The organism is Tropicimonas sp. TH_r6 (assembly GCF_033101155.1).
Taxonomy (GTDB): Bacteria; Pseudomonadota; Alphaproteobacteria; order Rhodobacterales; family Rhodobacteraceae; genus Tropicimonas.
Genome location: NZ_JAWMPX010000035.1, coordinates 1 through 23,265, shown reverse-complemented (window position 1 = coordinate 23,265; position 23,265 = coordinate 1). Strand labels below are relative to the sequence as shown.

Below are 23,265 nucleotides of genomic sequence, written 5' to 3'. Positions count from 1 at the left end.
TTCGCCACAGGTCAAGGTAGACCGCTCCGACGATTTGGTGTTGGCTGCGGCATTGTGGGGGAATCTGGCTATGAAAATCATTCGCGAACCGCTGTTTCACTTCTTTCTGCTGGGGCTTGCGATATTCGGCTGGTTCCTCTGGTTGAACCCGTCCGAGCCGGAGCCCGTCGCGGGCAACCGGATCACCGTCGATGCCGGAGATGCCGAGCGCCTGAGTTCCCAGTTCGAGATGACCTGGCGTCGCAAGCCGCAAAGCGTTGAGCTTCAGGGGCTGATGGAGGCGCTGGTGCGCGAGGAGGTGCTGGTCCGCGAAGCGCGGGAACTGGGGCTGGACAAGGGGGACGGGGTGATCCGCAACCGGCTGGCCCAGAAGATGACCTTCCTGGCCACCTCTGTCGCACAGGCTGTTTCGCCGGAGGATACGGTGCTGATCTCGCATCTGGAAGCGAACCCGGAACGGTTCGCGACATCGCCCCGGCTGGCATTCGAACAGATTCTGCTGCCGGGTGACGGAGCTGCCGCGGAGATCCTTGCAAGCCTGGAGGCGGGGGCGGACCCCATCACGCTTGGCGCGCCGACGCTGCTGCCCGCGGCCTTGCCGCTCAGCATCGAGGCGGTGGTGGACGGCACTTTCGGCCGCGGCTTCTTCGCGGCCCTTGCCGATCAACCCGTGGATCAATGGACGCAGGTCATGTCTGGTTACGGGCCACATCTCGTGCGGGTGACGGAGGCCGTCGCCGCGCGTCAGCCAGCGTTCGAGGAGATCCGGGAGGATGTCCTGATGGACTGGAAACGGACACAGGTGGAGGCGCTGACCGCCGCCCAGATCGACGCGCTGAAGGCGAAATACGAGATCGAACTGCCGAGTGCCGATGAAATCGCAGGATGGGCAGGACAATGAGGCCGCTCCTGCAGCTTGCCCTCGGCCTCGCGCTGTTGCTGGGCAGTCTTGGCAGCGCGTCGGCCCATGCGCTGGAGCCCGGCTATCTGGACATGCGCCAGCTGACGCCCGAAAGCTGGCAGATCTTCTGGCGCAAGCCCGATGTCAACGGCGCCCCGATGGCGATCGAGGTGCGCCTGCCCGAACAGTGCAGCCCCCGCACCGCCCCGGCGCCGAATTTCGACAGCGCCGCCTGGATCACGGCCTGGGTCGCGACCTGTCCCGGCGGGATCTCCGGCGGCACGATTGCCATTCCCGGCCTCGAGGCGCAGCGCACGGATGTGCTCTTGCGCATCCACGCGCTGGAGCAGGCTGTGTCCACCATCCGGCTGACCCCCGACAGCCTCGACTATGCGCTGCCACAGGACCTCTCTGGCGGCGCGGTCTTCACCAGCTATCTCGGGCTCGGCTTTGAGCATATCCTCGAAGGCTGGGACCACCTGCTCTTCGTCTTCGCGCTGCTGGTGCTGATCCGCGACCCGTGGCGGCTGGTCGGTGCGATCACCGCCTTCACGCTCGCCCATTCAATCACGCTGGCGCTGGCCGCCCTTGGGCATGTCTCCGTTCCTGGACCGCCCGTGGAAGCCTGTATCGCTCTCTCCATCGTCTTTCTCGCAGTGGAAATGCTCAAGCATGAGGACGGCAAGCAGCGTCTCTCCGAGCGCTTCCCCTGGATCGTTTCCTTCAGCTTCGGGCTGCTGCACGGGCTGGGTTTTGCCGGGGCGCTGACCGAGATCGGCCTGCCGCAGGGGGAGATCCCGATGGCGCTGCTGGCCTTCAATGTCGGGGTCGAGCTGGGCCAGCTGGCTTTTGTCGCGGGCGTTCTGGCGGTGTTCCTGGTATTGCGGGCGCTCTGGCCGGCGATGGCACGGCAGGCGCGCCATGCCGGCTCGCCCGGGACGGCAGTCGTGGGCTACGCAATCGGTGGCGTTGCCATGTTCTGGCTCGTCGAGCGTGTCATGGCGTTCTGAACCCGTCGCCGCGGGGGAATCGCGGCGACGAAGCCCTGGTCAGGCGGGCGTCTCTGTGACGCCGGCCGGTTTGGTCTCTTCCGGCTCATCCTCGAACTGCGCAGCCCATTTCTCCACCGAGAAGATGTCGAAATAGATGCTGAGCAGGGACGGCAGCACGAGCGTCACGAGGATCATCGAGGCCGTCAGTCCCGCCGCCACCGCCACGACCAGCGGCACCATCGTCTGCACATGCGGCGAGGTGTTGAAGATCAGCGGCAGAAGCCCCGCCACCGTCGTCCCCGTGGAGAGCAGGATCGGGCGGAAGCGGGCGCGCACGGCGTCCAGCGCGGCGGCGACATGGTCCTCGCCGCGCAGATGGGTCTGGAAGAAGGTCAGGAACAGGATGGCGTTGTTGACCACGATCCCCGCCAGCGAGGCGAAGCCGATGAAGCTCGGCATGGCGAGGTCCAGCCCGAGCGCCCAATGCCCGAGGATCGTGCCGATCAGCGCGAACGGGATCGACAGCATCACCACTAGTGGCAGCGCATAGCTGCGGAACTGGAAGGCCAGAACCATATAAACGCCGACCAGCCCGAGGATCAGCTTGGAGCCGATGGAGGATTGCGATTTCTGCTGCTCCTCCGAAGCCCCGCCGATTGAGATGGCGATGCCGGGATAGTCCCGCTCCAGCCCAGGCGCGACCTCCTCGAGAACGTAGGTGGAGATCGCGGTGGAGGTGGTGGCCTTCCGGTCGATCTGGCCGAGGATATTGGCGACGATGCGGCCATCCTTGCGGGTGATCGTCGGGTAGGAGGCGGCAAGCTCGATATCGGTCACGGCGATCAGTGCGGCCTGTTTGCCGTCGCCGACGATGATGGGGAAGTTTTCCAGCTCGGTCAGGTTGGCGACCGAGTCGCCGAGCTGGACCTGCACGTTGACCGAAGAGGCGCCAGTGTGGAACGTGTCCGTCTCCGAGCCCTGGAAGGCCTGCCGGAGCTGGCCGGAGAGCGATTGCGGCGTCAGCCCGACCGAGTAGCCGTATTCGTTCAGCGTCAGCTTCACCTCCTGCCGGCCGCCATAGAAATCTGTATAGGCCTCCTTCACATCGACCCTGTCGAGCAGCCGCGACAGGATCGCGGAGGTCGCGGCCTCGACCTCGTCGAGATCGCGCCCGGCCACGTCGACATCGATATCATTGCCGCCCGGGCCCTGCTCGTTCTGGGCGAAGCTGATCTGCTGGAGATCGGGCAGGGGGCCGGCCTCCTTGCGCCAGACGCGCAGGATCTCGTCGGCGGTCACATTCCGCTCGGCCGTGCCAAGCAGGTCGACGGTGATGGTCGCGGTGTTGGAACCATTGTCGTTGACGCTGGAATTGGCGCCATAGCGGACCAGCACCCGCTCCACCAAAGGCTGCTCGCCCTTGGTGCCGGGCGTGTATTCAGCGTCAACCCGATCCAGGGCCGCGAGGATCTGTTCGACATTGGCCACCGTGCGTTCGCGCGCGATGCCGGCGGTCAGCGCGATCTTGGCCTCGATCGTGTCGCCTTCGACCTGCGGGAAGCCCACGACCTTGATCTGCCCGGAGGCGACCAGCCCGATGGAAAGGATCAGCGCCCCGATCACGGAGCCGATCGTCAGGTACCGCACCTTTGCCAGAGCGGCGGCGGTCGGGATGACGACGCCCTCCTTGAAACGCTCCAACAGCCGCGCGGCGGGGCGGTGCTGATGCTCGGCGGGGTCGGTATTGCCGGTATGGCTGAGATGGTGGGGCAGGATCAGGAACCCCTCGGCGAGCGAGAGGCCGAGCGTCAGCAGCAGCACGATGGGGATGTATTTCAGCACCTCGCCGAGGTCGCCCTCGATGAACATCAGCGGGCCGAAGACGCAAGCCGTGGTCAGGAAGGAAGAGAGCACGCCGGGCATGATCTCCTGCGTGCCGCGCCACGCGGCTTCCTTGCCGCCGACGCGGCTGCGCCACTTGTCGATATTCTCGGCGATGACGATGGAATCGTCCATGATCAGCCCGACGGCCATCAAGAGCGCGATCAGCGTGATCATGTTGATCGTCACCCCGAGCGCGTTCATCAGAAACAGCCCGCCGAGAAAGGAGACGGGCAGGGCGGCGGAGATCCAGAGCGCTTCCTTGAGGTTGAAGAACAGCCACATCACGCCGAAGACCAGCAGCAGCCCGAGCCCGATATTGCTGACAATCAGCGAGAGGCGTTCCTCGATGATCTCGGTCATGTTGTTGATGACAGTGATCTTGAAGGGATCGGGATAGGCGGTGCGTTCCTCCTCGAGGATCGCCTCAACCTGTTCGAAAATTCGAATGGAATCGCCGTCCGAGGCCTTCATGATCTGGAGCGTCGCGGTCTGTTCGCCATCGATGAAACTTTGCGTGTTCTCGTCGCTGTCGACGATACGGACCGTGGCGAGGTCGCGCAGCCGGACGATGCCGCCCGTCTCGTTTTGCAGCACGATCAGGTCTTCGAGATCGGCCACGGAACGGCGCACGTCGGAATAGCGCAGCACGAGGCTCTTGTCGGTGGTTTCCACTTCGCCCAGCGGCTGCTGCAGGGAGCGCGCGCTGATCGCCTCGACCACGCCCTGGCTCGACAGCCCGTAGCGGCGCAACTCCTCATCGTTGAAGCTCACCCGCAGCTCGCGGTCCGTGAGGCCGGAGACCGTCGCCTCGGTCACGCCATTCACGGATTGCAGCTTGTTGGCCAGCTCGTCGGCATATTCGAGCAGGCCCTTCTTGCCGTCGATCCCGGAGACGGCGAGCATGGCGATCATTTCGGTGCGCCCGCCACGCTCGATTGCGGGGGTCTCGGCATCGTCAGGAAAGTCGTTCACGCCGGAGACGGCGGAAGAGACATCATTGTAGAACTGGATGATGTCGCCGCCGGTTTCCAACTCGGCGGTCGCAGAGGCGCGGCCGTCGATGGAGAGGCAATCGAGCTCCGCCAACCCGTCCGTGCCCGAAAGCGCGTCTTCGAGCCGGGTGCAGATCTCTTCGTCCACATCGACGGCGGAGGCGCCGGGATAGGCGATGGAGACCAGCACCGTGGAGGCGGTGGTGTCGGGGAAGGTCTCGCGTTCGAGACTGCTGATGGTCGTGAGGCCGAGAATGCAGATCAAGGCCATCAGCAGGTTGGCGGCGACGGGATGTCGGACGAACCAGGCAATCATGTCACTGCTCCTGCGCGGCGGCGACTGGGGAGGCGACAGGATCGAGCGCCATGCCGATCACCGGGGGCGAGGGCTCGCTGAGCACCAGTCGCTCGCCTCCCTCCAGCCCGCCGAAGATCAACGAGTCCTCTCCGATGGATGGGCCGACGTCCAGCGGCGCCCGGGCCAGCCGGTCCTCAGCATCGGCGAGATAGACGAAGGGGGCGCCATCGTCGTCGTAGCGGAGCGCGCTGCGCGGCACGGTGATCGATCCCGCGACGGGTGGCGAGGTGAAGACAACCGAGACGAAGGCGCCGGAATCGAGCCTGGCGCGTTGCAGTTCCGGCTGGCTGATCGTCGGCGCCTCGACCCGAACGACGATGCCCATCGTCGCGGTGTCGGCGTCGAGCGTACCGCGCATCCGCACCAGCTCCGCCGGCCAGCTCATATGCCGGTCGCCAAGCGAGACGCGGACCTCGGCCGTAACCCCGGCCTTTGTCATCAAGGCGATCGCGCCCGCCGGGTCGATCCCGTCGCTGGGCGCTTCGATCTGGCCACGGATGGACATGAAGATCGGCATGAACGCTGTTGGCTGGATTTCGGCTGTGACCTCGGCGGCGGAGATGTCGTCCAGCGTCAGAAGCGTGTCGCCGGTCCGGATGAACTGGCCTGTCTCGGCATTGATCCCGGAGACGCGGCCGCGAAAGGGCGCGGTGATCGTCGCCTTCTCGATGGAGCGTTCCGCCTCGCGCAGCTCGGACCGGCGCACAGCCAGCGTGGCCTCGAGGCTTTCGATCTGGGCAGGGAAGAGCGCCAGCGTGTTCTCAAGGGTCAGCACGGAATTGGACTGCGCCAGCAGCGTCTTCTGTGCGGTGTCGAGCGCGGCCTGGGTCGAGGCGCCGCGCTCGACCAGCGAGGCGACGCGGTCAAACTCGGCCTGCGCGACCGTCTTGGTGCGCTCCTCCAGTTCGAGCGTCTTGCGGCTGTTCTCCTCCTGGCGCTGAAGCTCGTGAATCTGCGCCTCGGCGGCGGAGATATTCGCCTGCGCCTTCTGGCGCGCCAACTCGTAATCGGTGACGTCGATCTCGAAGAGCACATCGCCGGCCTCGACAATACTGCCCTCGGCCAGATCTCCCGGAACGCTGTTGATCCGCCCCTGTACCTCGGCAACCGCCGACCAGTCCCGCACCGCGCCGACCCGGCCATAGCCGGTGACGCTTGCGGAGACAGGGCGCTGCACGATCTCCATGACGCGGACGGCAAGGCGCGCCTCCTCCGGGCGGGTGACGTCCTGCGGCTGCTCCCGCGTCATCCAGTTGAAGCCGAGTATGGCAAGGACAAGGGGCGGGAGGATCATCAGCGGGCGTAGATTCATGTGTGGTATCCGAAATTCACTAATACGGTCGGTTGGAGCTTTGACTCGGTTGGAGAGCGCCGGGCGGAAGGCCGGGATGTCTCTGGATTGAACGCGGCGCGTCACGCCTTCCGTCGCGCTGGGATCGTTTTTTGATCCGCGCCTCTTGTTGGCCCGCTTCGCGGGCAGAGCGGCCCTTCGTTTCGCCTTCGGTAAGCGAGCTTTGCAAGCGACAGGGAGGCGCCTTGGCGCTCTCCTGCGTCAGCCTTCCTGCGTTCGTGCCGTGTGCACACGCCGGGCGACGGTATCCAGCGCCTTGGAGAGCGCCTCCGTGCCGCCCGATGATGCAAAGACGTCGAACATCTGCTCGTTCAGCCCGCCCGGGGTCGAGTGTTCCTGCCGCAACTCCGCATAGCTCGAAGCCCCGAGGTCGGAGGAGGTCCGCGCAAGTCCGAGGAACACCGCGTCGAGATAGCTCTTCGCGTCCTCGTTCTCGATGCCACACCGGCTCATCCAGCCGGCGGCGGATTCAAGGATGCCGAAATACGTGCCCATCAGCGCGCTGGAGATGGCAAAGGCGTCGAACTCCGCGATCGTGCGGGCGTCTACGGCGGTGCCGAGCTGGCCGAACAGGCTTGCACCGAGGGGATCGGAGGGGAAGAGCGCCGTGACGCCGCCAAGGGCTGCGACCGAGGGCAGGGGGATCGCGCGGAAAATCCGCAGGTCGGTGCCCGCCCAGCTCTCCAGCATCTCGGCCGGGATGGTGGCGATCAGGCTGCAGACATGTTGCTGCGGGCGGAAACGCAGCGACGACAGGACGGCCTCGGCATCCTGCGGACGAATGGCCAGAAAGAGCAGGTCGCTCTCATCGACGATCTGCTGGTTGTCTTCGCAGACGCGGACCCGGTCGCTTGCCTGCGCAAGGCGGGTCGAAACCTCCCGGTTGCGGGCCGAAAGGCAGATCTCGCCGAACTCCGCCTCCGCGCGCAGAAGCCCCGTCACGATAGCCTCGGTGATCACACCGGTTCCGATGAATCCAAGCCGCATCTTCTTCTCCATTGCTCCGCCTTTGCCCGACCCGGAAAGCTCTGCGGCAGAGGATTGCATGGGTCAAGGCGGTTCCGGGTCTTCTGTCTCGCACTGGACCTGACGTTGCGGCGAGACTCACCTGGAGACGGTCGCAAATCAGACCGTTTGACCCACTGTTCGGGCAGCAATTTGCTGTCTCGCAAAGAGCGGCACGCAATATTTGTAAAATTTGTTCATATTCATCTGTGTGCAACTGTTCCCGTAACTCCTTCCCTTCGCGCAATAGTTTTCGGCGTCGCAACGGGAGGTTGTGGTTAACTGATATGGTAGCGACATTTAAACACTTGAATATCAGAAAAATATGTGGAGTTTCCGGAGTGCGAAGTTGCTCCTTCAAGAGGATGGAGGGGCGCATTCCAAACATCCAAAGGGAGGATGATAACTTGTCAGAATTTATGAAGCCGCGTGCCATCTTGGCCGGACTGGCCATCTCCATCGCAGCCACGCTTCCGGCCGCTGCCGCCGACATGACCCTTCGCGGGGCGAGCCTGTTTGACGATGATCACGCCTATACCAAGACGCTGCGGAAGTTCGGCGAGCTGGTGAACGAGTATGCTGGCGAAGAGATCGAATTCGACCTGCGCCTGAACAGCGAGCTGGGCATCGAGCCCGACTACGTGAACTTCCTTACCCAGGGCGTCGCCATCGACTACGCGATCATCGCCCCGTCCAACCTGGCGCGCTTCGCCGATTCCCTGCCGCTGATGGACATGCCCTTCGCCTTCCGCGACCTGGATCACTGGAACACCGTGCTGTCCAGCGATGTCTTCGCCCCGCTCGAAGACGAGCTGCGCGAGAAGGCCGACCTGGTGATCGTGGGCTATGCCGGCGGCGGCACCCGCAACCTGATCTCCAACAAGAAGATCTCCAACATGGCTGAGCTGGAAGGCCACAAGATGCGCGTCATGGGCGCGCCGATCCAGGCCAAGGTCTTCGACGCGATCTCCGCCGCGCCCTCCGCCATCGCCTATTCCGAGGTCTATAACGCCATCCAGACCGGCGTCGTCGACGGGCTTGAGAACGAATCCGCGAGCCTCGCGCAGTACAAGTTCTACGAGGTTGCCCCGCATGTGACGCTGACCAAGCACTCGATCACCGTCCGCCCGATCGTCTTCTCCGGCAAATCCTTCGACAAGCTCTCCCCCGAGCTGCAGGAAGCGGTCATGAAGGCCGGCAAGGAAGCCGGCGCCTTTGGCCGCGACTTCGAAGCCACGCAGGACGCCGAGAAGCTGGCCGAGATGACAGAGGCCGGCAATATCGAGGTGCATGAGTTCGAAGGCCGCGACAAGCTGCTCGAACTCGTGCTCCCCGTCCAGGACGCCTATGCCGCCGAGCTTGGCGCCGAAGAGCTCCTGAACGCCATCCGCAGCAAGTAAACCGGCTTCGGAAAGACCACGTCCCGGGCCGCCCTGCGCGCTGGCCCGGGACAGACATCCCCACGAAAAGACAGATAATGAAAATCATCGGACGGGCGCTCGAGCTCTTCAGCATGTTCCTTCGTGTCACGATCGGCGTGCTGGTCGGCCTGCTGACCATCCCGGTCGGGATGCAGGTCATCTCCCGCTACACGGGCATCATCCCGGTCTATCTGTGGACCGAGGAACTCGCGACCTTCATCTTCGTCTGGATCGTCATGCTCGGCTCGATCCTCGCAGTCTGCGACCGCACCCATTTCGACGTCCACGTCGTTCCCGAAGCGCTTACCCCGCTTGGCCGCCTGCTCCAGCAGGGTTTCGTCCATGTCGCCGTGACCGCCTTCGCGCTCCTCTTCATCTGGTACGGCATCGGCTACGCGGAATTCGGTTCGATCCAGCATTCGGTGATGTTGCGCATGAACATGGCGCTGACCTATGTGACCGTGCCCATCGCGGGCGTCGGCTGGGCGCTCTTCTCGCTGCGCCATCTCGCCACTGAAATTTCGATCTTCCGCCAACACCGCAGGAGCGCCCAATGATCGTCTCAACAGGCCTCGCCTGCGCCATCCTCGTCGGAGGGTTCCTTCTCCTTGTCATCCTGCGTGTGCCCGTGGCCTTCGCGCTCGGCATCGCCACCATCCCCGTCGTGATGATGGACCTGCGGCTGACGCCCTTCCTCATCATGGACCGGATGTTCCAGTCCTATAATTCCTTCATCCTGCTGGCAGTTCCGTTCTTCCTGCTCGCCGCGAACCTGATGAATTCAGGCAAGATCACCGACAGGCTGATCGAGCTGGCGCGCGTGCTGACCGGCTGGATGCCCGGCGGGCTCGGCCATGTGAACGTCGCCGTCTCGATGCTCTTCGCGGGCATCTCCGGCTCGTCCACTGCCGATGCTGCCGGTTGCGGCAAGATCCTGATCCCGGCGATGACCAAGCAGGGCTATGATGCCCGCTTCTCGGTTGCCATCACGGCCTGTTCCTCGGTGATGGGCGTGATCATTCCGCCCTCGATCCTGATGATCGTCTGGGGCGGCGTGATGTCGATCTCGGTCGGCGCGCTCTTCCTTGCCGGGGCCATCCCCGGCCTGATGATCGCGGTGGCGCTCATGGCGACTGTCTTCGTCTATGCCAAGGTCTATGACTACCCGACCGCGGGCCGCCCGACGCTTTGCGAGTTCTGGGCCGCCTTCAAGGGCGCGGGCCTCGCCGTGCTGACCCCGGTCTTCGTCATCGGCGGCATTGTCGGCGGCATCGTGACCCCGACCGAAAGCGCCATCATCGCGGCGGGATATTCGCTGATCCTCGGCATGTTCGTCTACCGGACGATCACGGTGAAGGATTTCGGCCATGTGCTCTACGACACCGGCCGCTTCGCCTCGATCTCGCTCTTCGCCATCGGCACCGCTTCGATCTTCGGCTGGCTGCTGGCTTTCTACGACGTGCCGCGGCTGATCGTGGATGCGCTGACCGGCCTCAATGTCGGCCCCTTCACCACCGGGCTCTTCATCGCCGCGCTCTTCCTCTTCTTCGGCCTGTTCATCGACGCGATCCCGACGATCATCATCCTCGGAACGGTGCTTTTCCCGGTGGCCTCGGCGGCGGACATCCACCCCGTCTCCTTCGCCATCATCGGCATCGTCTCGCTGGCCTTCGGCCTGGTGACGCCGCCCTATGGTCTCTGCCTGCTGATTTCGGCGGCGATCGCGGATCTGAATGTCGTGCAGGTGTTGCGGGACGTGGTCATCATCCTGATACCGATGCTGATCATCCTGCTGCTGCTCATCGCCTTCCCCGGGATCGCGCTCTGGCTGCCGACGATGCTGATGCCGCAATCCGTGGTGCAATAAGTCCGCTCGGGCCTGACCGAACCACGAACTGAAAACGAATGACAGCGAGGACGGCACAGCGCCGGGCCTCGCTGTCGACCTGAAAAAGGGACCCCACCATGACCGGAACTTTCGGAAAGACCGACCTGAAGACCAGCCCCATCGTCTATGGCTGCATGGGGGGCGCGGGCGCCTTCGGCGCACAGGAAGAACAGGATTCCATCGAGGCGCTGCGCGAGGCCTTCAATGTCGGGATCAACTTCTTCGACACCGCCGAGATGTATGGCAACGGCTATTCCGAGCAGCTGCTTGGCCGCGCCTTGGGCGACAAGCGCGACGAGCTTGTCATTTCCTCCAAGGTGGCCGACCAGCACATGGCACCGGACGACCTGATCGAGGCCTGCGAGCGCAGCCTGAAAAACCTCGGCACCGACCATATCGATCTCTACATGCTGCACTGGCCGAACCGGGATGTCCCGCTCTCCGACAGCATCGGCGCGCTGAAGACGCTGAAGGAGGCGGGCAAGATCCGCTGGTACGGCGTGTCGAATTTCGGCATCGGCGATCTCGGTGACGCGCTGGAACTCGGGGAGATCTCGGTCGACCAGCTCCCCTATCACCTCTTCTACCGCGCCATCGAGCTTGAGGTGCAGCCGAAATGTGTGGCCGCCGGCGTGCCGATCATGTGCTATTCCTCGCTGATGCAGGGGCTGCTGGCCGGCAAGTATCGCAAGCTGGCCGATTTCCCCGTGAACCGCGCCCGGACCCGGATGTTCGATCATCGCAAATGGGCTGAGGTCGTGCACCGGGAGACTGGCGCGGAAGAGGCCGGGCAGGCGCTGCTCGACGCGCTCTGGACACTCACAGAGGAGACTGGGCTGGCGATGGAAGAGCTGGCGATCGGTTGGTTGAAGAGCCGACCGGCTGTTGGCGGTGTCATTGTCGGTACGCGGAATGGCGCGCAAAGCCGGGGCTTGAAGAAACTGCTGGACGTGGAACTTGACGCCGCTGTGCTGGAGGCGCTGGATGCGGCGTCCAACCGTCTCAAGGACGATCTCGGCGCCGATATCGACATGTGGGGCAAAGGCCGCACCCGGTAACCAGCGCGATCAGCGGGGCAGGGGAGAGACCTTGCCTCGTAACCCGAGCCTGACCGATACGGATCGTCAGACCGGACGGCGGCTTGGCCTAGGCGCTGTCCCCCGGAGGCGGCGCGACCGGCAGTCCGGCGCCGAGGCTGGCAATGGCGTCAAGGATGCGCTCGAAGCTCTCGCGGGCGCGGGCGACAGAATGCCGGGCGCGCAGGTAGCCATGCACCAACCCTGTTTCGCGAACGCTCCGGGCCGATCCGCCAGCGGCGCGGATCGCGTCCGTATAGGCGACGGCCTCGTCGGAAAGCGGGTCGCACTCCGCCGCAAAGGCGACGGTCGGCGGAAGCCGGTCGAAACGCTCCGCCCGGAGCGGAGAGCAGCGCGGGTCCGTCAGCAAGTCAGAGCGCTCGCCGACGCGCAGGTCGCGGTAGAAAATGCAGTCCTCGCGGCTCAGCATGGGGGCGGCGGCATGGGTTTCCATGCTGGCACTTCCCGGCTGGAAGCCGAGCCCGGGATAAATCAGCACCTGTCCGTCGGGACGGCGCGGCGCGGTGCGCAACTCATGGGAGAGGCCGGCGCAGAGCGTGCCGCCGGCGCTGTCGCCGACCAGCACGATCCGTCCGCCCGGTTGCGCCGCGAGGTCGCGCCAGACGGTGCGCGCGTCGTCGAGATCTGCCGGGAAGCAGTGTTCCGGCGCCAGCCGATACGCCACCGCCGTCACGTCGACCCCCGTGCGGGCGCAGATCTCGGCGCAGAGATCGTCATGGCTGTCGAGACCGCCAACCGCGAAGCCACCGCCATGAAAGAAGAGGACCCGGGCCGTGGCGCCATCGCGCCGGTAGTCGCGCACGGGAACCGCACCCACATGGCGGTCGGTCACCGTCACGCCTTCAGGGCGCGGCACCTGGAAGGCGCGGCTCATCTCGTCATAGAGCGTCCGCTGCTCGCGAATGGAACGTGTCCCCGTGTCGGGCGGATAGAAGCTGTCGGTGCGCTGGATGAAGGCCCGGGTCTCGGCGTCGAGAAGCCGGTCGTAATCTGGGGTCATGCGAAGCCTCTGGCCGCCGTCTGGATCGTGTCGCGACCCTGACGCAACCGCGCCTCCGGGGCAACCGCGTTGCCTTCTCTCGCCGCGTGGCAGCGGGGCCGGTTTTGCCGGGATCGATGGGGGAAGCAAACTGCCGAAAGGGGTGGATTGGACCCCATTCACGCCACATTGTGGCATTCAGTCGAGGAGCGTGACATTGTCAGCCGCAGGCACGCGCCCAAAGACGTCAGTCCCCGGGACAGGGGAACTGTCTGTACAACAGGGTTAACAAAGGAATTTACCATGTCCGATCAACTTCGATATTACGCCCAGCTCGCAGCGCGGGGCCGGATGAACCGCCGGCATTTCCTCGGTCGTGCCGGGGCGATTGGCATGACAGCGGCCACTGCGAACCTTGCGTTTTCCAACGCGGTGATGGCGCAAGGCCCCGTGGCAGGCGGCAAGATCCGGGTCGGCATCCAGGGCGGGTCGACCACGGACGCGCTCGATCCCGCAGTGGCGGCCAACTCCACCATGGCGCAGGTGTTGCGGCTCTGGAGCGAGCCGCTGGTCGAGCTGACGGCTGATGGCGGGCTTGAGCCGCGCCTGGCCGAGGAATACTCCTCCAACGAGGATGGCTCCGTCTGGAGCTTCAAGATCCGCAAGGGCGTGACCTTCTCCAACGGCCAGTCGATGACGCCGGAAGATGTGAAAGCCACGATCGAACGCCACGCGACCGAAGGCTCGGTTTCGGGTGCGTTCGGGCTTCTGCGCGATATCAGCACGTTGAGCGTGGAGGGTGACATGTTCGTCATCACCCTCAGCGGGCCAAATGCCGACCTGCCCTACCTGCTCACTGATTACCACCTGATGATCCAGCCCAATGGCGGCAAGGACGATCCCAATGCGGCCATCGGCACCGGGCCCTATGTGCTGAAGGACCACCAGAAAGGCGTCCAGTATACGTTCGAGAAGAACCCCGATTACTGGGATTCCGAGATGGGCCACGCCGCGACCATCGAGCTGATTGTCATCAACGATGACAATGCGCGGATCACGGCGCTCCAGTCGAAAGATGTCGACATGATCAACCGCGTGCCCCCGAAGGTCGCGCATCTGGTGCAACGCCAGCCCGGCGTCACGCTGCAGGCCGAGCCGAGCGCTGGCCACTACGTCTTCATCATGCATTGCAACACAGCGCCCTTCGACAACAAGGACCTGCGGCTGGCGTTGAAATACGCGATGAACCGCGAGGAGATGGTCGAGAAGATCCTCTTCGGCTATGGCAGCCTCGGCAACGATTCCCCGATCAATGCCAGCTACCCGCTCTTCTCGGACGATCTCGAGCAGCGCAGCTACGATCCCGACAAGGCGGCCGCATTCTACAAGGCCTCGGGGCATTCCGGCCCGATCCTGTTGCGCACCTCCGACAACTCCTTCCCCGGCGCGCCGGACGCGGCCGCACTTTTCCAGGCCAGCGCCAAATCCGCCGGGATCGAGCTGGAACTCAAGCGTGAGCCGAATGACGGCTACTGGTCGGACGTCTGGAACAGCAAGCCGTTCTGCACCAGCTACTGGGGTGGTCGGGCCACGCAGGACGCGATGTACTCGACCGCCTATCTCTCTACGGCCGACTGGAACGACACCCGGTTCTTCAACGAGAGCTTCGACAATATGGTCATTGCCGCCCGCAGAGAGCTGGACCCGACCAAGCGCAAGGCGATCTATCGCGACTTGAGCCTGATGGTGAGCGAGGAAGGCGGGTTGATCTGCCCGATGTTCAACGATTTCGTCGACGCCACCTCGGATCGCGTTGCGGGATGGGGGCCGTCCAAGGGGTTCGATCTGATGAACTTCTATGCACCGATGAAGATGTGGGCTGTCGGCTGACGCCTTCACCTCGACGCCCGGGCGACCATCGCTCGGGCAGACACCATGGGACATGGCCCGTTCAGGGCCCTGTCGCATGGTTGCGATCCGGCTCGGAAACGAGTACTGCCCCGCGGGATGCCGCCCGCCCTGCGCGTCATCGCATGTTGAAAAGCTCCTGGTGGAAGGACCCGGCAGCGAGGCCGCTTGTCACGAGGTCATCGCGCAAGACCTGACCGAACGCAGCCGGACCGCAGAACCAGACCGAGGCGGCCTGCCAGTCGGGCACCATCTCCTTCAGCCGTGCGCCGGTGAGAAATCCGTCCCGGTCATCGCGCAGCACATGCAGCTTGATGCCGGCAGCCACTGCATCGGCCTGCAGCAGGTCGAGCGCGTCGCCGGACAGCTCCCGGGTGGAATGGATCAGGTCGACCGAAGTCGTGCCGCCTTTTCGGGCCAGCTGTTTCATCCGCGCGATGAACGGGGTGATGCCGATGCCGCCGCCGATCCAGATCTGGCGGTCGCTCCCGTCTTCGAAGGTGAAGCGACCATAGGGGCCTTCGACGGTGGCCGCGTCGCCGGGTTTGAGCGTTTCGGACAGGAAATCGGTGTAGTCCCCCAGCCCCTTGGTGATGAAGGAGATGCCGCGCGTGTTGGGATCCCAGGCCGAGGCGATCGTAAAGGGATGCTTGCCCTCGCGCTTGTCGAAGGTGACGAAGGCGAACTGGCCCGCCTCGTGACCGGTCCAGCCCGGCTCCAGCGCGATCTGGGTTTCGGTGATGCCCATCTCCGGGAAGTGCCGGATTGTCTCGATCTGGCCGCCAACCTGTTTGGACCGGCCGATCCTGCGGCTGAGCGCCAGGCCCGCCGAGATCACGCCGCCCGCGATCAGCAGCGCCATCAGAAAGCCAAGTGGCTGGGTCCAGGCAGAGTAGTCCATCAGGACGACGGCATGCAGGGCAAGCGCCAGGTAGGCCACGGCGATCAGCGTGTGGGTGGAGACGAACAACTTGTAGGGGAAGCGCTTGATCAGGGCGAGCGCGATCAGGATGACAGCAGCATAGAAGGCCCATTCGCCGATCATCTCGGCGGTGCCGCGTTGGCTGTTGAAGAAGGTCTGGAGGAATGGCAGGTCCGGCATGTCAGCCGGCGCGCCCTTGCGTTCCGGTGGGGTCATAAGCCCCCATTGGACAGCCCATTTCGGCCCATTGGCGGCAACCCAGTGGATCGGTGAGGCCACAAGGGCAAAGATGCCGAGCCATTTATGCAGGCGGTAGGATTTGTCGAGCCCGTTCAGCCATGGCTCCAGCCAGCGTGCGCGGGTGGCGAGGATCATTGCCACGCTCATGGCGCCAATCGCCAGCGTGCCGGAATACTGCACAAGCAGGTTGCGGATGGTGATGAAACTCACCTCTTCGGGGAAGGGCAGGTTCGCGGCAAGCCACAGGGCGGTCAACAGGGCAGGAATGGCCCAGAGGGCGCGTTTGATGTTTGTCATGATTGGGGGCTTCTGGCTGAAGGCTACAGGATGTTCGCGCCGACGACGCGGTGCGTGGTTGATCCTTTTTACGCTGCGGGAGCGATGTTCCGTCGCTCCCGCCAACGCAGTTTTCAGATTTCACCGAGCGCAAGGATGCGCCAGCGGTCCGTAACGCTTTCACTTGGCGTCGCGCACGAGGCGGGCGAAGTTGTCGATGCGGATCGCGTCGCCTTGCGGGCCATTGCCTTCCGGGTATTCCGCGGCATCGCCGGTCTTGAAGTCGGAGCGCTGGGAGCCTGCACCGTGAACATCGGCCCAATTGTCTTCCATGTAGCCCATGGCCCGGCCGAAGCAGACATAGGCGCCGGCATTGCCTTCCTCCTCGGTCATGTTGGCATGCGTTGTGGAGGACCAGTACCAGCCGTAATCCTTTTCGCCGGCTTCGTTGGTGATCTCGGTTGTCTCAAAGACCGGATCGATGGCCGCGCTGTCGCTGGTCGAGGGCGAGCGGGTATAATCAACGAGGATCTGCAGTTCCTTCACATTCGGCAGGCGCCAGTCGGAATAGCCGAGATAGCTTTCGGCATTCGCCGTCTGTGCCCATTTCAGCGCCTCTTCCCAGCTCATTGCCTCGCCGGAATCGCCCTGTGTCCACATCAGGCCAGTGGACGCATCCGTCACGGTGCCGTCGCCATTGTCAGTGAAGTCGTTGACGCCATAGCCCGTCTCGCCGCGCACCATCATGACATAGAAGGGCTTGGGACTGCCATGCAGCTCCAGCCCGTAGCCCTTGATGCGGCCGTCGGCGAAATTGACCCCGAACAGCGTGCCGGCCTCCTCGTTGGGAACGGTCTCGCCGACATAGACATTTGTCGACACCATCTGTGCGTCGATGATCCGCTCGCCGGCATCGACATCGCCATAGGCGAAATCGAATGTTTCGGCATCGAGGAAGGGAACGAGCGTCTCGCTGCCATCCGTCTGGTAGCCGCTCGGGTCGACGCCCTGGAAATTCATCAGGGAGTACATCTCCTTGATGGTCGGGATGCGCCAGTCATCGTAGCCGGCCAGTTCTGAGCTTTCAGCAAAGGCCAGCGACCCCTCGTAGGAGAGCTTGTCCGCGACGGTGATCTCGCCATCGCCGTTCAGGTCTGGCGACTGCGCCCATATCAGGCCGGTCACGTTGTCGGTCACGGTGCCGTCGCCATTGTCGGTGTAGCTCATTGGCGTGGTGTTGGTCTGGGCGTCCTGCCCGTAGAAAGCCTCGCCCTCGGCCGGGCAGGTGATCTCGTCGGTCGCATCGTAGCAGGCCGTCTGGCTGGTATCCGGCACCGGGTACGGGGCGGCAGAGGCGGTTCCGGCGCAGATCAGGCAGAGCGTGGCAGTTGCGCAGCTGTTCTTGAGGTTGTTCATTTTCGTGTCTTTCTTGTGTGAGCTATTCGATCTGCGGCGGGAAGGCTTGAGACTCGCCGGATGCAAGCAGGGTGCGGATGCCAACACATATGCAGGTTTCACCCTGCGTAATCGTCCGAGCCGCTATTCGCGAACGCCGCCTCATGGGATGGCGATGTCCGACTTCCGCCGCGGATCCGGGAATAATGATTGTTTTCAGATATTTATGGGTGCAGCTAAGTCGGGACGTCCGGGTGCGCAGCTGCGGAGATTGGCCGGTGCGAGCCTGATTGGACATGTTGTCGAGGACCTGCCGGGAGGTGAAACCAGAGCCATTGGCGCTCTCGACTCACGCCGCCACGGGCTCACGCGACATGGGATTCCCCGGCCGCATAGGCGGGTTTTGTCCCGCAGCAATGCCGGGAGATCGGGCTGTGGGACCGGCGCCTTTCCAGCCAAAGAGACAGAAATGCGTTCCGGTTGTTGACCGCAGCGCGGCGGGGTCGAATATTACCCCCCAGAACCGGGGCATACCCCGGCACTCTAGGGAGGACATCAATCTGCTCGCGTATTCGTACGATGCGAGGCTCGTGGCGGCATCTCTGGCCGTGGCGCTCATGGCCGGATTCACCGGCCTGTCGCTGCTGCGGGGGGCGTCGAGCGTTCCGACGCTGCAAAGAAAGCTGCTGGTCAGCATGGCGGCCATCTGTCTGGGCGGCGGGATATGGTCGATGCATTTCGTCGCCATGCTCGGGATGCGCCTGCCCATCGCCTTTTACTATGACGCGCTCGTCACGCTGATTTCGGCGCTGGTCGCCATCCTGATCGTGGGCCTTGCGCTGCTGATCCTGCATTTCGGCGAGAGATCCCGGGCGCGGATCGTTCTGGCCGGGGGGATTGTCGGCGCGGGAATCCCCGCCATGCATTATATCGGGATGTCCGGGATGCAGATCTGCCAGCCCGTTTATGCCAGTTGGGGGATCGTGCTGTCGCTTGTGACCTCCATCGCGCTCAGTGTGGGGGCAGTTTCGCTGGCCTATAGCCGTCGGGGGCCACGGAATATCCTGCTGGGCACGGTCGGATTCGGCCTGGCGGTCTTCGCGGTGCATTTCGCGGCCATGTGGGGCACGGGCTTCGTCGCGCTCGACGTGACGGAGACCTACATGACCTGGATGACCAATGAGGTCCTCGCTTTCGGCGTCACGCTGACGGTCTTCGTCATCTCAGGGGCCTTCCTGCTGACCGGGGTCGGCTTTGCCCGGCCGGTCGAGCCCCCCATGGCTGGCGAGGAAGAGACCGCGCCGCCAGTCGCACCGTTGACGGACAGCCCGCCCTCGGAGGATCCCGACCCGGTGATCGCCGACGGCCTGCATGTCCGGGTTCCCTATGAAAAGAATGGCCGCACCCATTTTCTCGATCCGACGGAGATTGCGGCCGTGCGGGCGGAGGGGCATTACACGATGCTCTATGTCGGCGACGAGAAGCTCTTCTGTCCCTGGTCCATCACCGAGACCGGCAACCGTCTGCCGCAAGAGGTGTTCCTGCGCACCCATCGCAGCTACCTGGTGAATCGTCGCTTCGTCACCGGGTTCGAGCGGCGCAAGGATTCCGGCGTCTGCTTTTTCGACGGGACGGCCTCTCTGCCGAAAGTGCCCGTGAGCCGCTCCCGGCTGTCGGAGGTGCGCGAGATCCTCGGCATCTGAGCTGGCTCCGCGCGCGACCGTCCTGTCCTCCTTCGACGCAACGTCTCCAGACCTGTACAAAACAAGGCCCGCTGCACGAAATGCGCAACTCGTGCAGCCAGATCGCATTTCGTGAGAGCGCTGGCGCCGGTTGTGGATCGCCGCGTTCTCCCGCCGTCGTCCTGACTATCGTCGAAGACCAGCGCGGATCTGCGCAGGGAGGACAACCAGAATGATACCAGCCGCTTTCGAGTATCACCGGCCGGCGGACATTGCGTCGGCGATCTCACTCTTGACCGAATTGGGCGACGATGCGCGCGCCATCGCCGGTGGGCACAGCCTGTTGCCGATGATGAAGCTGCGCATGGCGTCCGTCGAACACTTGATCGACCTTCAGGACATTGGCGAGCTCAGGGGCATTGCCGTCGAGGGCGGACGCATCTCGATCGGGGCGATGGTCACGCAGAACGACCTGATCGAGAATGCGGCGCTGGCGGCGTCCGCTCCGATCCTGCGCGAAGCGGCGCTGCAGATCGCCGATCCGCAGGTGCGCTATCTCGGCACGCTCGGGGGCAATGTCGCGAATGGCGATCCGGGCAATGACATGCCGGGGCTGATGCAATGCCTCGACGCTACGTTCACTCTCGTCGGACCGGACGGTACGCGCGACGTCGCCGCACGGGATTTCTACGAGGCGGCCTACATGACCGAGCGGGAAGATGACGAGCTGCTCACCCGGGTGAGCTTCGACAGTCCCTCGGGCGGCTATGCCTATGAGAAACAGAAGCGCAAGATCGGTGATTACGCGACCGCCGCCTGCGCCGTTCAGATCACCCGCGAGGGAGCCACCTGTGCCGGTGCCGCCATCGCCATGACAAATCTCAGCGATGTGCCGGTCTTCTCCGAGGCCGCTGGCGCCGCACTGGCCGGTACCGCCTGCGACCCGGAGGCGGTCAAGGCGGCCGTGGCCGCAGCGCTGAGCGAGATCGACCCGACCGAGGACAATCGCGGCCCCATTGAGTTCAAGCGCCATGTCGCCGGCATCGTCATCGGGCGCGCCATAGACCGCGCCTGGTCGCGGGCCTGAGGGAGAGAGAGATGAGCAAGACACAGATCCAGCTGACAGTGAACGGCGAGAGCCATGACCTCCTCGTCGAGCCGCGCGAACTCCTGATCCACGTGCTGCGCGAGACGCTTGACATCACCGGTCCGCATATCGGCTGCGAGACCTCCCATTGCGGCGCCTGCACCGTCGATATCGATGGCGCTTCGGTCAAATCCTGCACCCGGCTGGCCGTCCAGGCCGATGGCGCGCAGATCACCACGATCGAGGGGATCGGCACGCCGGATGACCTGCATGTGCTGCAGACATCCTTCCGCGAGCATCATGGGCTGCAATGCGGCTTCTGCACGCCGGGGATGATCACCCGCGCACACCGCCTGCTGAAGGAGAACCCGAACCCGACCGAAGAAGAGGTCCGTTTCGGCATGGCCGGCAATCTCTGCCGATGCACCGGCTACCAGAATATCGTCAAGTCCATCCTGGCCGCCGCGGCCGAGATGAACGCAGCCCAGGAGGCCGCGGAATGAACGACCAGACCCCCATTTCCCGCGAGGAGCGTGTCGCCAATCTCAAGGGGCTCGGCTGCTCGCGCAAGCGCGTCGAGGATGCCCGTTTCACGCAAGGCAAAGGCAACTATGTCGATGACGTGAAGCTGCCCGGCATGCTCTTCGGCGATTTCGTCCGCTCGCCTTACGCCCATGCCCGCGTGGTTTCGATCAATGCCGAAGAGGCGCTGAAGATCCCCGGCGTGCTGGCCGTGCTGACCGCCAAGGATCTCGAACCGCTCGGCCTGCACTGGATGCCGACCCTTGCCGGCGACAAGCAGATGGTGCTGGCCGATGGCAAGGTGCTGTTCCAGGGCCAGGAGGTGGCCTTTGTGGTCGCCAAGGATCGCTACGCCGCCGCCGATGGCATCAATGCCGTCGAGGTGGAATATGCCGAGCTTCCGGTCATCACCGACCCGTTCGAGGCGCTGCAATCAGACACCGTTTTGCGCGAGGATATCGCCGACCAGATGGAAGGCGCGCATGGCGCCCGGCGCCATCCCAACCACATCTTCCTCTGGGAGGAGGGCGACGAGGCGGCCACGAGCCAGGCCATCGACAGCGCCGAGGTGGTGGCCGAGGAGATGGTCTATTACCACCGGACCCACCCGTGCCCGCTGGAGACCTGCGGCTGCGTTGCCTCGATGGACAAGGTCAATGGCAAGCTCACCCTTTGGGGCACCTTCCAGGCGCCGCATGTGGTGCGTACCGTGGCCTCGCTTCTCTCCGGAATCGAGGAGCACAATATCCGGGTGATCTCGCCCGATATCGGCGGCGGCTTCGGCAACAAGGTCGGCGTCTATCCCGGTTACGTCTGTTCAATCGTTGCTTCAATTGTCACCGGTAAGCCGGTGAAATGGATTGAAAATCGGATGGACAACCTGATGGCCACGGCCTTCGCCCGCGACTACTGGATGAAGGGCAAGATCTCGGCCACCAAGGACGGCAAGATCACCGGGCTGCACTGTCACGTCACGGCCGATCACGGCGCGTTTGATGCCTGCGCCGACCCGACCAAGTTCCCCGCCGGCTTCTTCCATATCTGCACCGGCTCCTATGACATCCCGGTCGCCTATGTCGGTGTCGATGGCGTCTATACCAACAAGGCGCCGGGCGGCGTGGCCTATCGCTGCTCCTTCCGGGTGACGGAGGCGGCCTATTTCATCGAGCGGATGATCGAGGTTCTGGCGATGGAGCTCGGCATGGATGCCGCCGAGCTGCGCGCCAAGAACTTCATCCGCGAAGACCAGTTCCCCTATACCAGCGCGCTTGGCTGGGAATATGACAGCGGCGACTATCACACCGCCTGGAACAAGGCCCTAGAAGCAGTCGATTACGAGGGTCTGCGTAAGGAACAGGCCGAGCGGGTCGAGGCCTTCAAGCGGGGCGAGACGCGCAAGCTGCTCGGCATCGGCCTCACTCATTTTACCGAAATCGTGGGCGCGGGTCCGGTCAAGAACTGCGACATCCTGGGGATGGGCATGTTCGACAGCTGCGAGATCCGGATCCATCCCACGGGGTCGGCCATCGCGCGTCTGGGCACGATCAGCCAGGGACAGGGGCATGCCACCACTTTTGCCCAGATCCTGGCATCCGAGATCGGCATTCCCGCCGACTCGATCACGATCGAAGAAGGTGACACGGACACCGCGCCCTACGGGCTTGGCACCTATGGCTCGCGCTCGACGCCGGTCGCAGGGGCCGCGACCGCGATGGCCGGCCGAAAAATCCGCGCCAAGGCGCAGATGATCGCGGCCTACCTGCTGGAAGTGCATGACGACGACGTGGAATTCGATGTCGACCGCTTTGTGGTCAAGGGCGCGCCCGAGCGCTTCAAGACAATGGCCGAGATCGCCTATGCGTCCTACAATCAGGCGATCCCGGGGGTCGAGCCGGGGCTGGAGGCGGTGAGCTACTACGATCCGCCGAACATGACCTACCCGTTTGGCGCCTATATCTGCGTGATGGAGCTCGATGTCGACACTGGCACCCACGAGATCCGGCAGTTCTATGCGCTCGACGATTGCGGCACCCGCATCAACCCGATGGTGATCGAGGGACAGGTCCACGGCGGGTTGACCGAGGCGCTGGCGATCGCGATGGGGCAGGAGATCGCCTATGACGAGATCGGCAACCACAAGACGGCGACCTTCATGGACTTCTTCATCCCGACCGCCTGGGAGACGCCGAATTACGTGACCGACCACACCGAAACGCCCAGCCCGCATCATCCGATCGGCGCCAAGGGCGTGGGCGAAAGCCCGAATGTGGGCGGTGTGCCGGCCTTCTCCAATGCCGTGCATGATGCCTTCCGGGCCTTCGGGCTGCGGCAGGCGCACATGCCGCATGATCAGTGGCGGATCTGG

General features: G+C 64.1%; 17 protein-coding genes. 11 read left to right on the top strand and 6 right to left on the bottom strand.

Annotated features, from left to right (window positions below; genetic code table 11):
* Positions 1–70 precede the first annotated feature (70 nt).
* Both R3X27_RS22470 and R3X27_RS22465 read left to right on the top strand, forming a co-directional pair.
* Positions 71–901: a peptidylprolyl isomerase gene (locus R3X27_RS22470; protein WP_317711148.1), complete on the top strand. Its 831-nt coding sequence runs from the start codon at positions 71–73 to the stop codon at positions 899–901.
* A complete protein-coding gene (locus R3X27_RS22465) occupies positions 898–1,911 on the top strand; it encodes a HupE/UreJ family protein (RefSeq protein ID WP_317711147.1) in 1,014 nt (337 codons plus the stop codon). The genes R3X27_RS22470 and R3X27_RS22465 overlap by 4 nt, the downstream gene beginning before the upstream one ends.
* 39 nt (positions 1,912–1,950) lie before the next feature.
* Here R3X27_RS22465 and R3X27_RS22460 read toward each other — a convergent pair whose 3' ends face one another.
* From R3X27_RS22460 to R3X27_RS22450, 3 genes are all read right to left on the bottom strand, one after another.
* Positions 1,951–5,085 (bottom strand): efflux RND transporter permease subunit, encoded by a 3,135-nt coding sequence (locus tag R3X27_RS22460; RefSeq protein WP_317711146.1) that lies wholly within the window; start codon positions 5,083–5,085, stop codon positions 1,951–1,953.
* Between the two features lies 1 nt (position 5,086).
* Positions 5,087–6,439: an efflux RND transporter periplasmic adaptor subunit gene (locus R3X27_RS22455; protein WP_317711145.1), complete on the bottom strand. Its 1,353-nt coding sequence runs from the start codon at positions 6,437–6,439 to the stop codon at positions 5,087–5,089.
* 240 nt (positions 6,440–6,679) lie between these two features.
* Entirely contained in the window at positions 6,680–7,465 is a 786-nt protein-coding gene (locus tag R3X27_RS22450) for a pyrroline-5-carboxylate reductase (RefSeq protein WP_317711144.1), read from the bottom strand.
* Between the two features lie 425 nt (positions 7,466–7,890).
* Between R3X27_RS22450 and R3X27_RS22445 the strand changes: the two genes are divergently transcribed.
* The 4 genes from R3X27_RS22445 (at position 7,891) to R3X27_RS22430 (ending at position 11,850) form a co-directional block, all read left to right on the top strand.
* On the top strand, positions 7,891–8,883 hold the full coding sequence (locus R3X27_RS22445) for a TRAP transporter substrate-binding protein (protein WP_317711143.1): 993 nt from the start codon (positions 7,891–7,893) through the stop codon (positions 8,881–8,883).
* 77 nt (positions 8,884–8,960) lie between these two features.
* Positions 8,961–9,461, top strand: coding sequence for a TRAP transporter small permease (locus R3X27_RS22440; RefSeq protein ID WP_317711142.1), 501 nt, complete (start codon positions 8,961–8,963; stop codon positions 9,459–9,461).
* Positions 9,458–10,771, top strand: coding sequence for a TRAP transporter large permease (locus R3X27_RS22435; protein WP_317711141.1), 1,314 nt, complete (start codon positions 9,458–9,460; stop codon positions 10,769–10,771). The genes R3X27_RS22440 and R3X27_RS22435 overlap by 4 nt, the downstream gene beginning before the upstream one ends.
* Positions 10,772–10,869: 98 nt before the next feature.
* Positions 10,870–11,850, top strand: a complete 981-nt coding sequence (locus tag R3X27_RS22430) for an aldo/keto reductase (RefSeq protein ID WP_317711140.1) — start codon at positions 10,870–10,872, stop codon at positions 11,848–11,850.
* Between the two features lie 88 nt (positions 11,851–11,938).
* Here the strand turns inward: R3X27_RS22430 and R3X27_RS22425 are convergent, their stop codons facing one another.
* The gene (locus tag R3X27_RS22425) at positions 11,939–12,889 is read right to left on the bottom strand and encodes an alpha/beta hydrolase (protein WP_317711139.1); all 951 of its coding nucleotides are present in this window, start codon (positions 12,887–12,889) and stop codon (positions 11,939–11,941) included.
* A 282-nt stretch (positions 12,890–13,171) separates the two neighbouring features.
* On the opposite strand from R3X27_RS22425, the gene R3X27_RS22420 reads away from it, so the two are divergent.
* Entirely contained in the window at positions 13,172–14,758 is a 1,587-nt protein-coding gene (locus tag R3X27_RS22420; RefSeq protein WP_317711138.1) for an ABC transporter substrate-binding protein, read from the top strand.
* A 136-nt stretch (positions 14,759–14,894) separates the two neighbouring features.
* On the opposite strand, the gene R3X27_RS22415 is transcribed toward R3X27_RS22420, so the two are convergent.
* Both R3X27_RS22415 and R3X27_RS22410 read right to left on the bottom strand, forming a co-directional pair.
* Positions 14,895–16,235: a ferric reductase-like transmembrane domain-containing protein gene (locus R3X27_RS22415; protein WP_317711137.1), complete on the bottom strand. Its 1,341-nt coding sequence runs from the start codon at positions 16,233–16,235 to the stop codon at positions 14,895–14,897.
* A 159-nt stretch (positions 16,236–16,394) separates the two neighbouring features.
* On the bottom strand, positions 16,395–17,630 hold the full coding sequence (locus tag R3X27_RS22410; RefSeq protein WP_317711136.1) for a DUF1566 domain-containing protein: 1,236 nt from the start codon (positions 17,628–17,630) through the stop codon (positions 16,395–16,397).
* Between the two features lie 569 nt (positions 17,631–18,199).
* On the opposite strand from R3X27_RS22410, the gene R3X27_RS22405 reads away from it, so the two are divergent.
* From R3X27_RS22405 to R3X27_RS22390, 4 genes are all read left to right on the top strand, one after another.
* Positions 18,200–19,312: an MHYT domain-containing protein gene (locus R3X27_RS22405; protein ID WP_317711135.1), complete on the top strand. Its 1,113-nt coding sequence runs from the start codon at positions 18,200–18,202 to the stop codon at positions 19,310–19,312.
* Between the two features lie 211 nt (positions 19,313–19,523).
* Complete coding sequence (locus R3X27_RS22400; RefSeq protein WP_317711134.1) at positions 19,524–20,378, top strand: xanthine dehydrogenase family protein subunit M; 855 nt, start codon at positions 19,524–19,526, stop codon at positions 20,376–20,378.
* Positions 20,379–20,389: 11 nt separating this feature from the next.
* On the top strand, positions 20,390–20,881 hold the full coding sequence (locus tag R3X27_RS22395) for a (2Fe-2S)-binding protein (protein ID WP_317711133.1): 492 nt from the start codon (positions 20,390–20,392) through the stop codon (positions 20,879–20,881).
* Positions 20,878–23,265, top strand: a 2,388-nt coding sequence (locus tag R3X27_RS22390) for an aerobic carbon-monoxide dehydrogenase large subunit (protein ID WP_317711132.1), incomplete at its 3' end; no start/stop codon positions are given. The genes R3X27_RS22395 and R3X27_RS22390, both read left to right, overlap by 4 nt.

Excerpts from the sequence above, each read along its gene's own strand:
- R3X27_RS22455 (WP_317711145.1), bottom strand. The coding sequence starts at position 6,439 with ATGAATCTACGCCCGCTGATGATCCTCCCGCCCCTTGTCCTTGCCATA.
- R3X27_RS22465 (WP_317711147.1), top strand. The coding sequence starts at position 898 with ATGAGGCCGCTCCTGCAGCTTGCCCTCGGCCTCGCGCTGTTGCTGGGC.
- R3X27_RS22430 (WP_317711140.1), top strand. The coding sequence starts at position 10,870 with ATGACCGGAACTTTCGGAAAGACCGACCTGAAGACCAGCCCCATCGTC.
- R3X27_RS22410 (WP_317711136.1), bottom strand. The coding sequence starts at position 17,630 with ATGAACAACCTCAAGAACAGCTGCGCAACTGCCACGCTCTGCCTGATC.
- R3X27_RS22435 (WP_317711141.1), top strand. The coding sequence starts at position 9,458 with ATGATCGTCTCAACAGGCCTCGCCTGCGCCATCCTCGTCGGAGGGTTC.
- R3X27_RS22400 (WP_317711134.1), top strand. The coding sequence starts at position 19,524 with ATGATACCAGCCGCTTTCGAGTATCACCGGCCGGCGGACATTGCGTCG.
- R3X27_RS22415 (WP_317711137.1), bottom strand. The coding sequence starts at position 16,235 with ATGACAAACATCAAACGCGCCCTCTGGGCCATTCCTGCCCTGTTGACC.
- R3X27_RS22450 (WP_317711144.1), bottom strand. The coding sequence starts at position 7,465 with ATGCGGCTTGGATTCATCGGAACCGGTGTGATCACCGAGGCTATCGTG.
- R3X27_RS22460 (WP_317711146.1), bottom strand. The coding sequence starts at position 5,085 with ATGATTGCCTGGTTCGTCCGACATCCCGTCGCCGCCAACCTGCTGATG.
- R3X27_RS22470 (WP_317711148.1), top strand. The coding sequence starts at position 71 with ATGAAAATCATTCGCGAACCGCTGTTTCACTTCTTTCTGCTGGGGCTT.
- R3X27_RS22420 (WP_317711138.1), top strand. The coding sequence starts at position 13,172 with ATGTCCGATCAACTTCGATATTACGCCCAGCTCGCAGCGCGGGGCCGG.
- R3X27_RS22395 (WP_317711133.1), top strand. The coding sequence starts at position 20,390 with ATGAGCAAGACACAGATCCAGCTGACAGTGAACGGCGAGAGCCATGAC.
- R3X27_RS22425 (WP_317711139.1), bottom strand. The coding sequence starts at position 12,889 with ATGACCCCAGATTACGACCGGCTTCTCGACGCCGAGACCCGGGCCTTC.
- R3X27_RS22440 (WP_317711142.1), top strand. The coding sequence starts at position 8,961 with ATGAAAATCATCGGACGGGCGCTCGAGCTCTTCAGCATGTTCCTTCGT.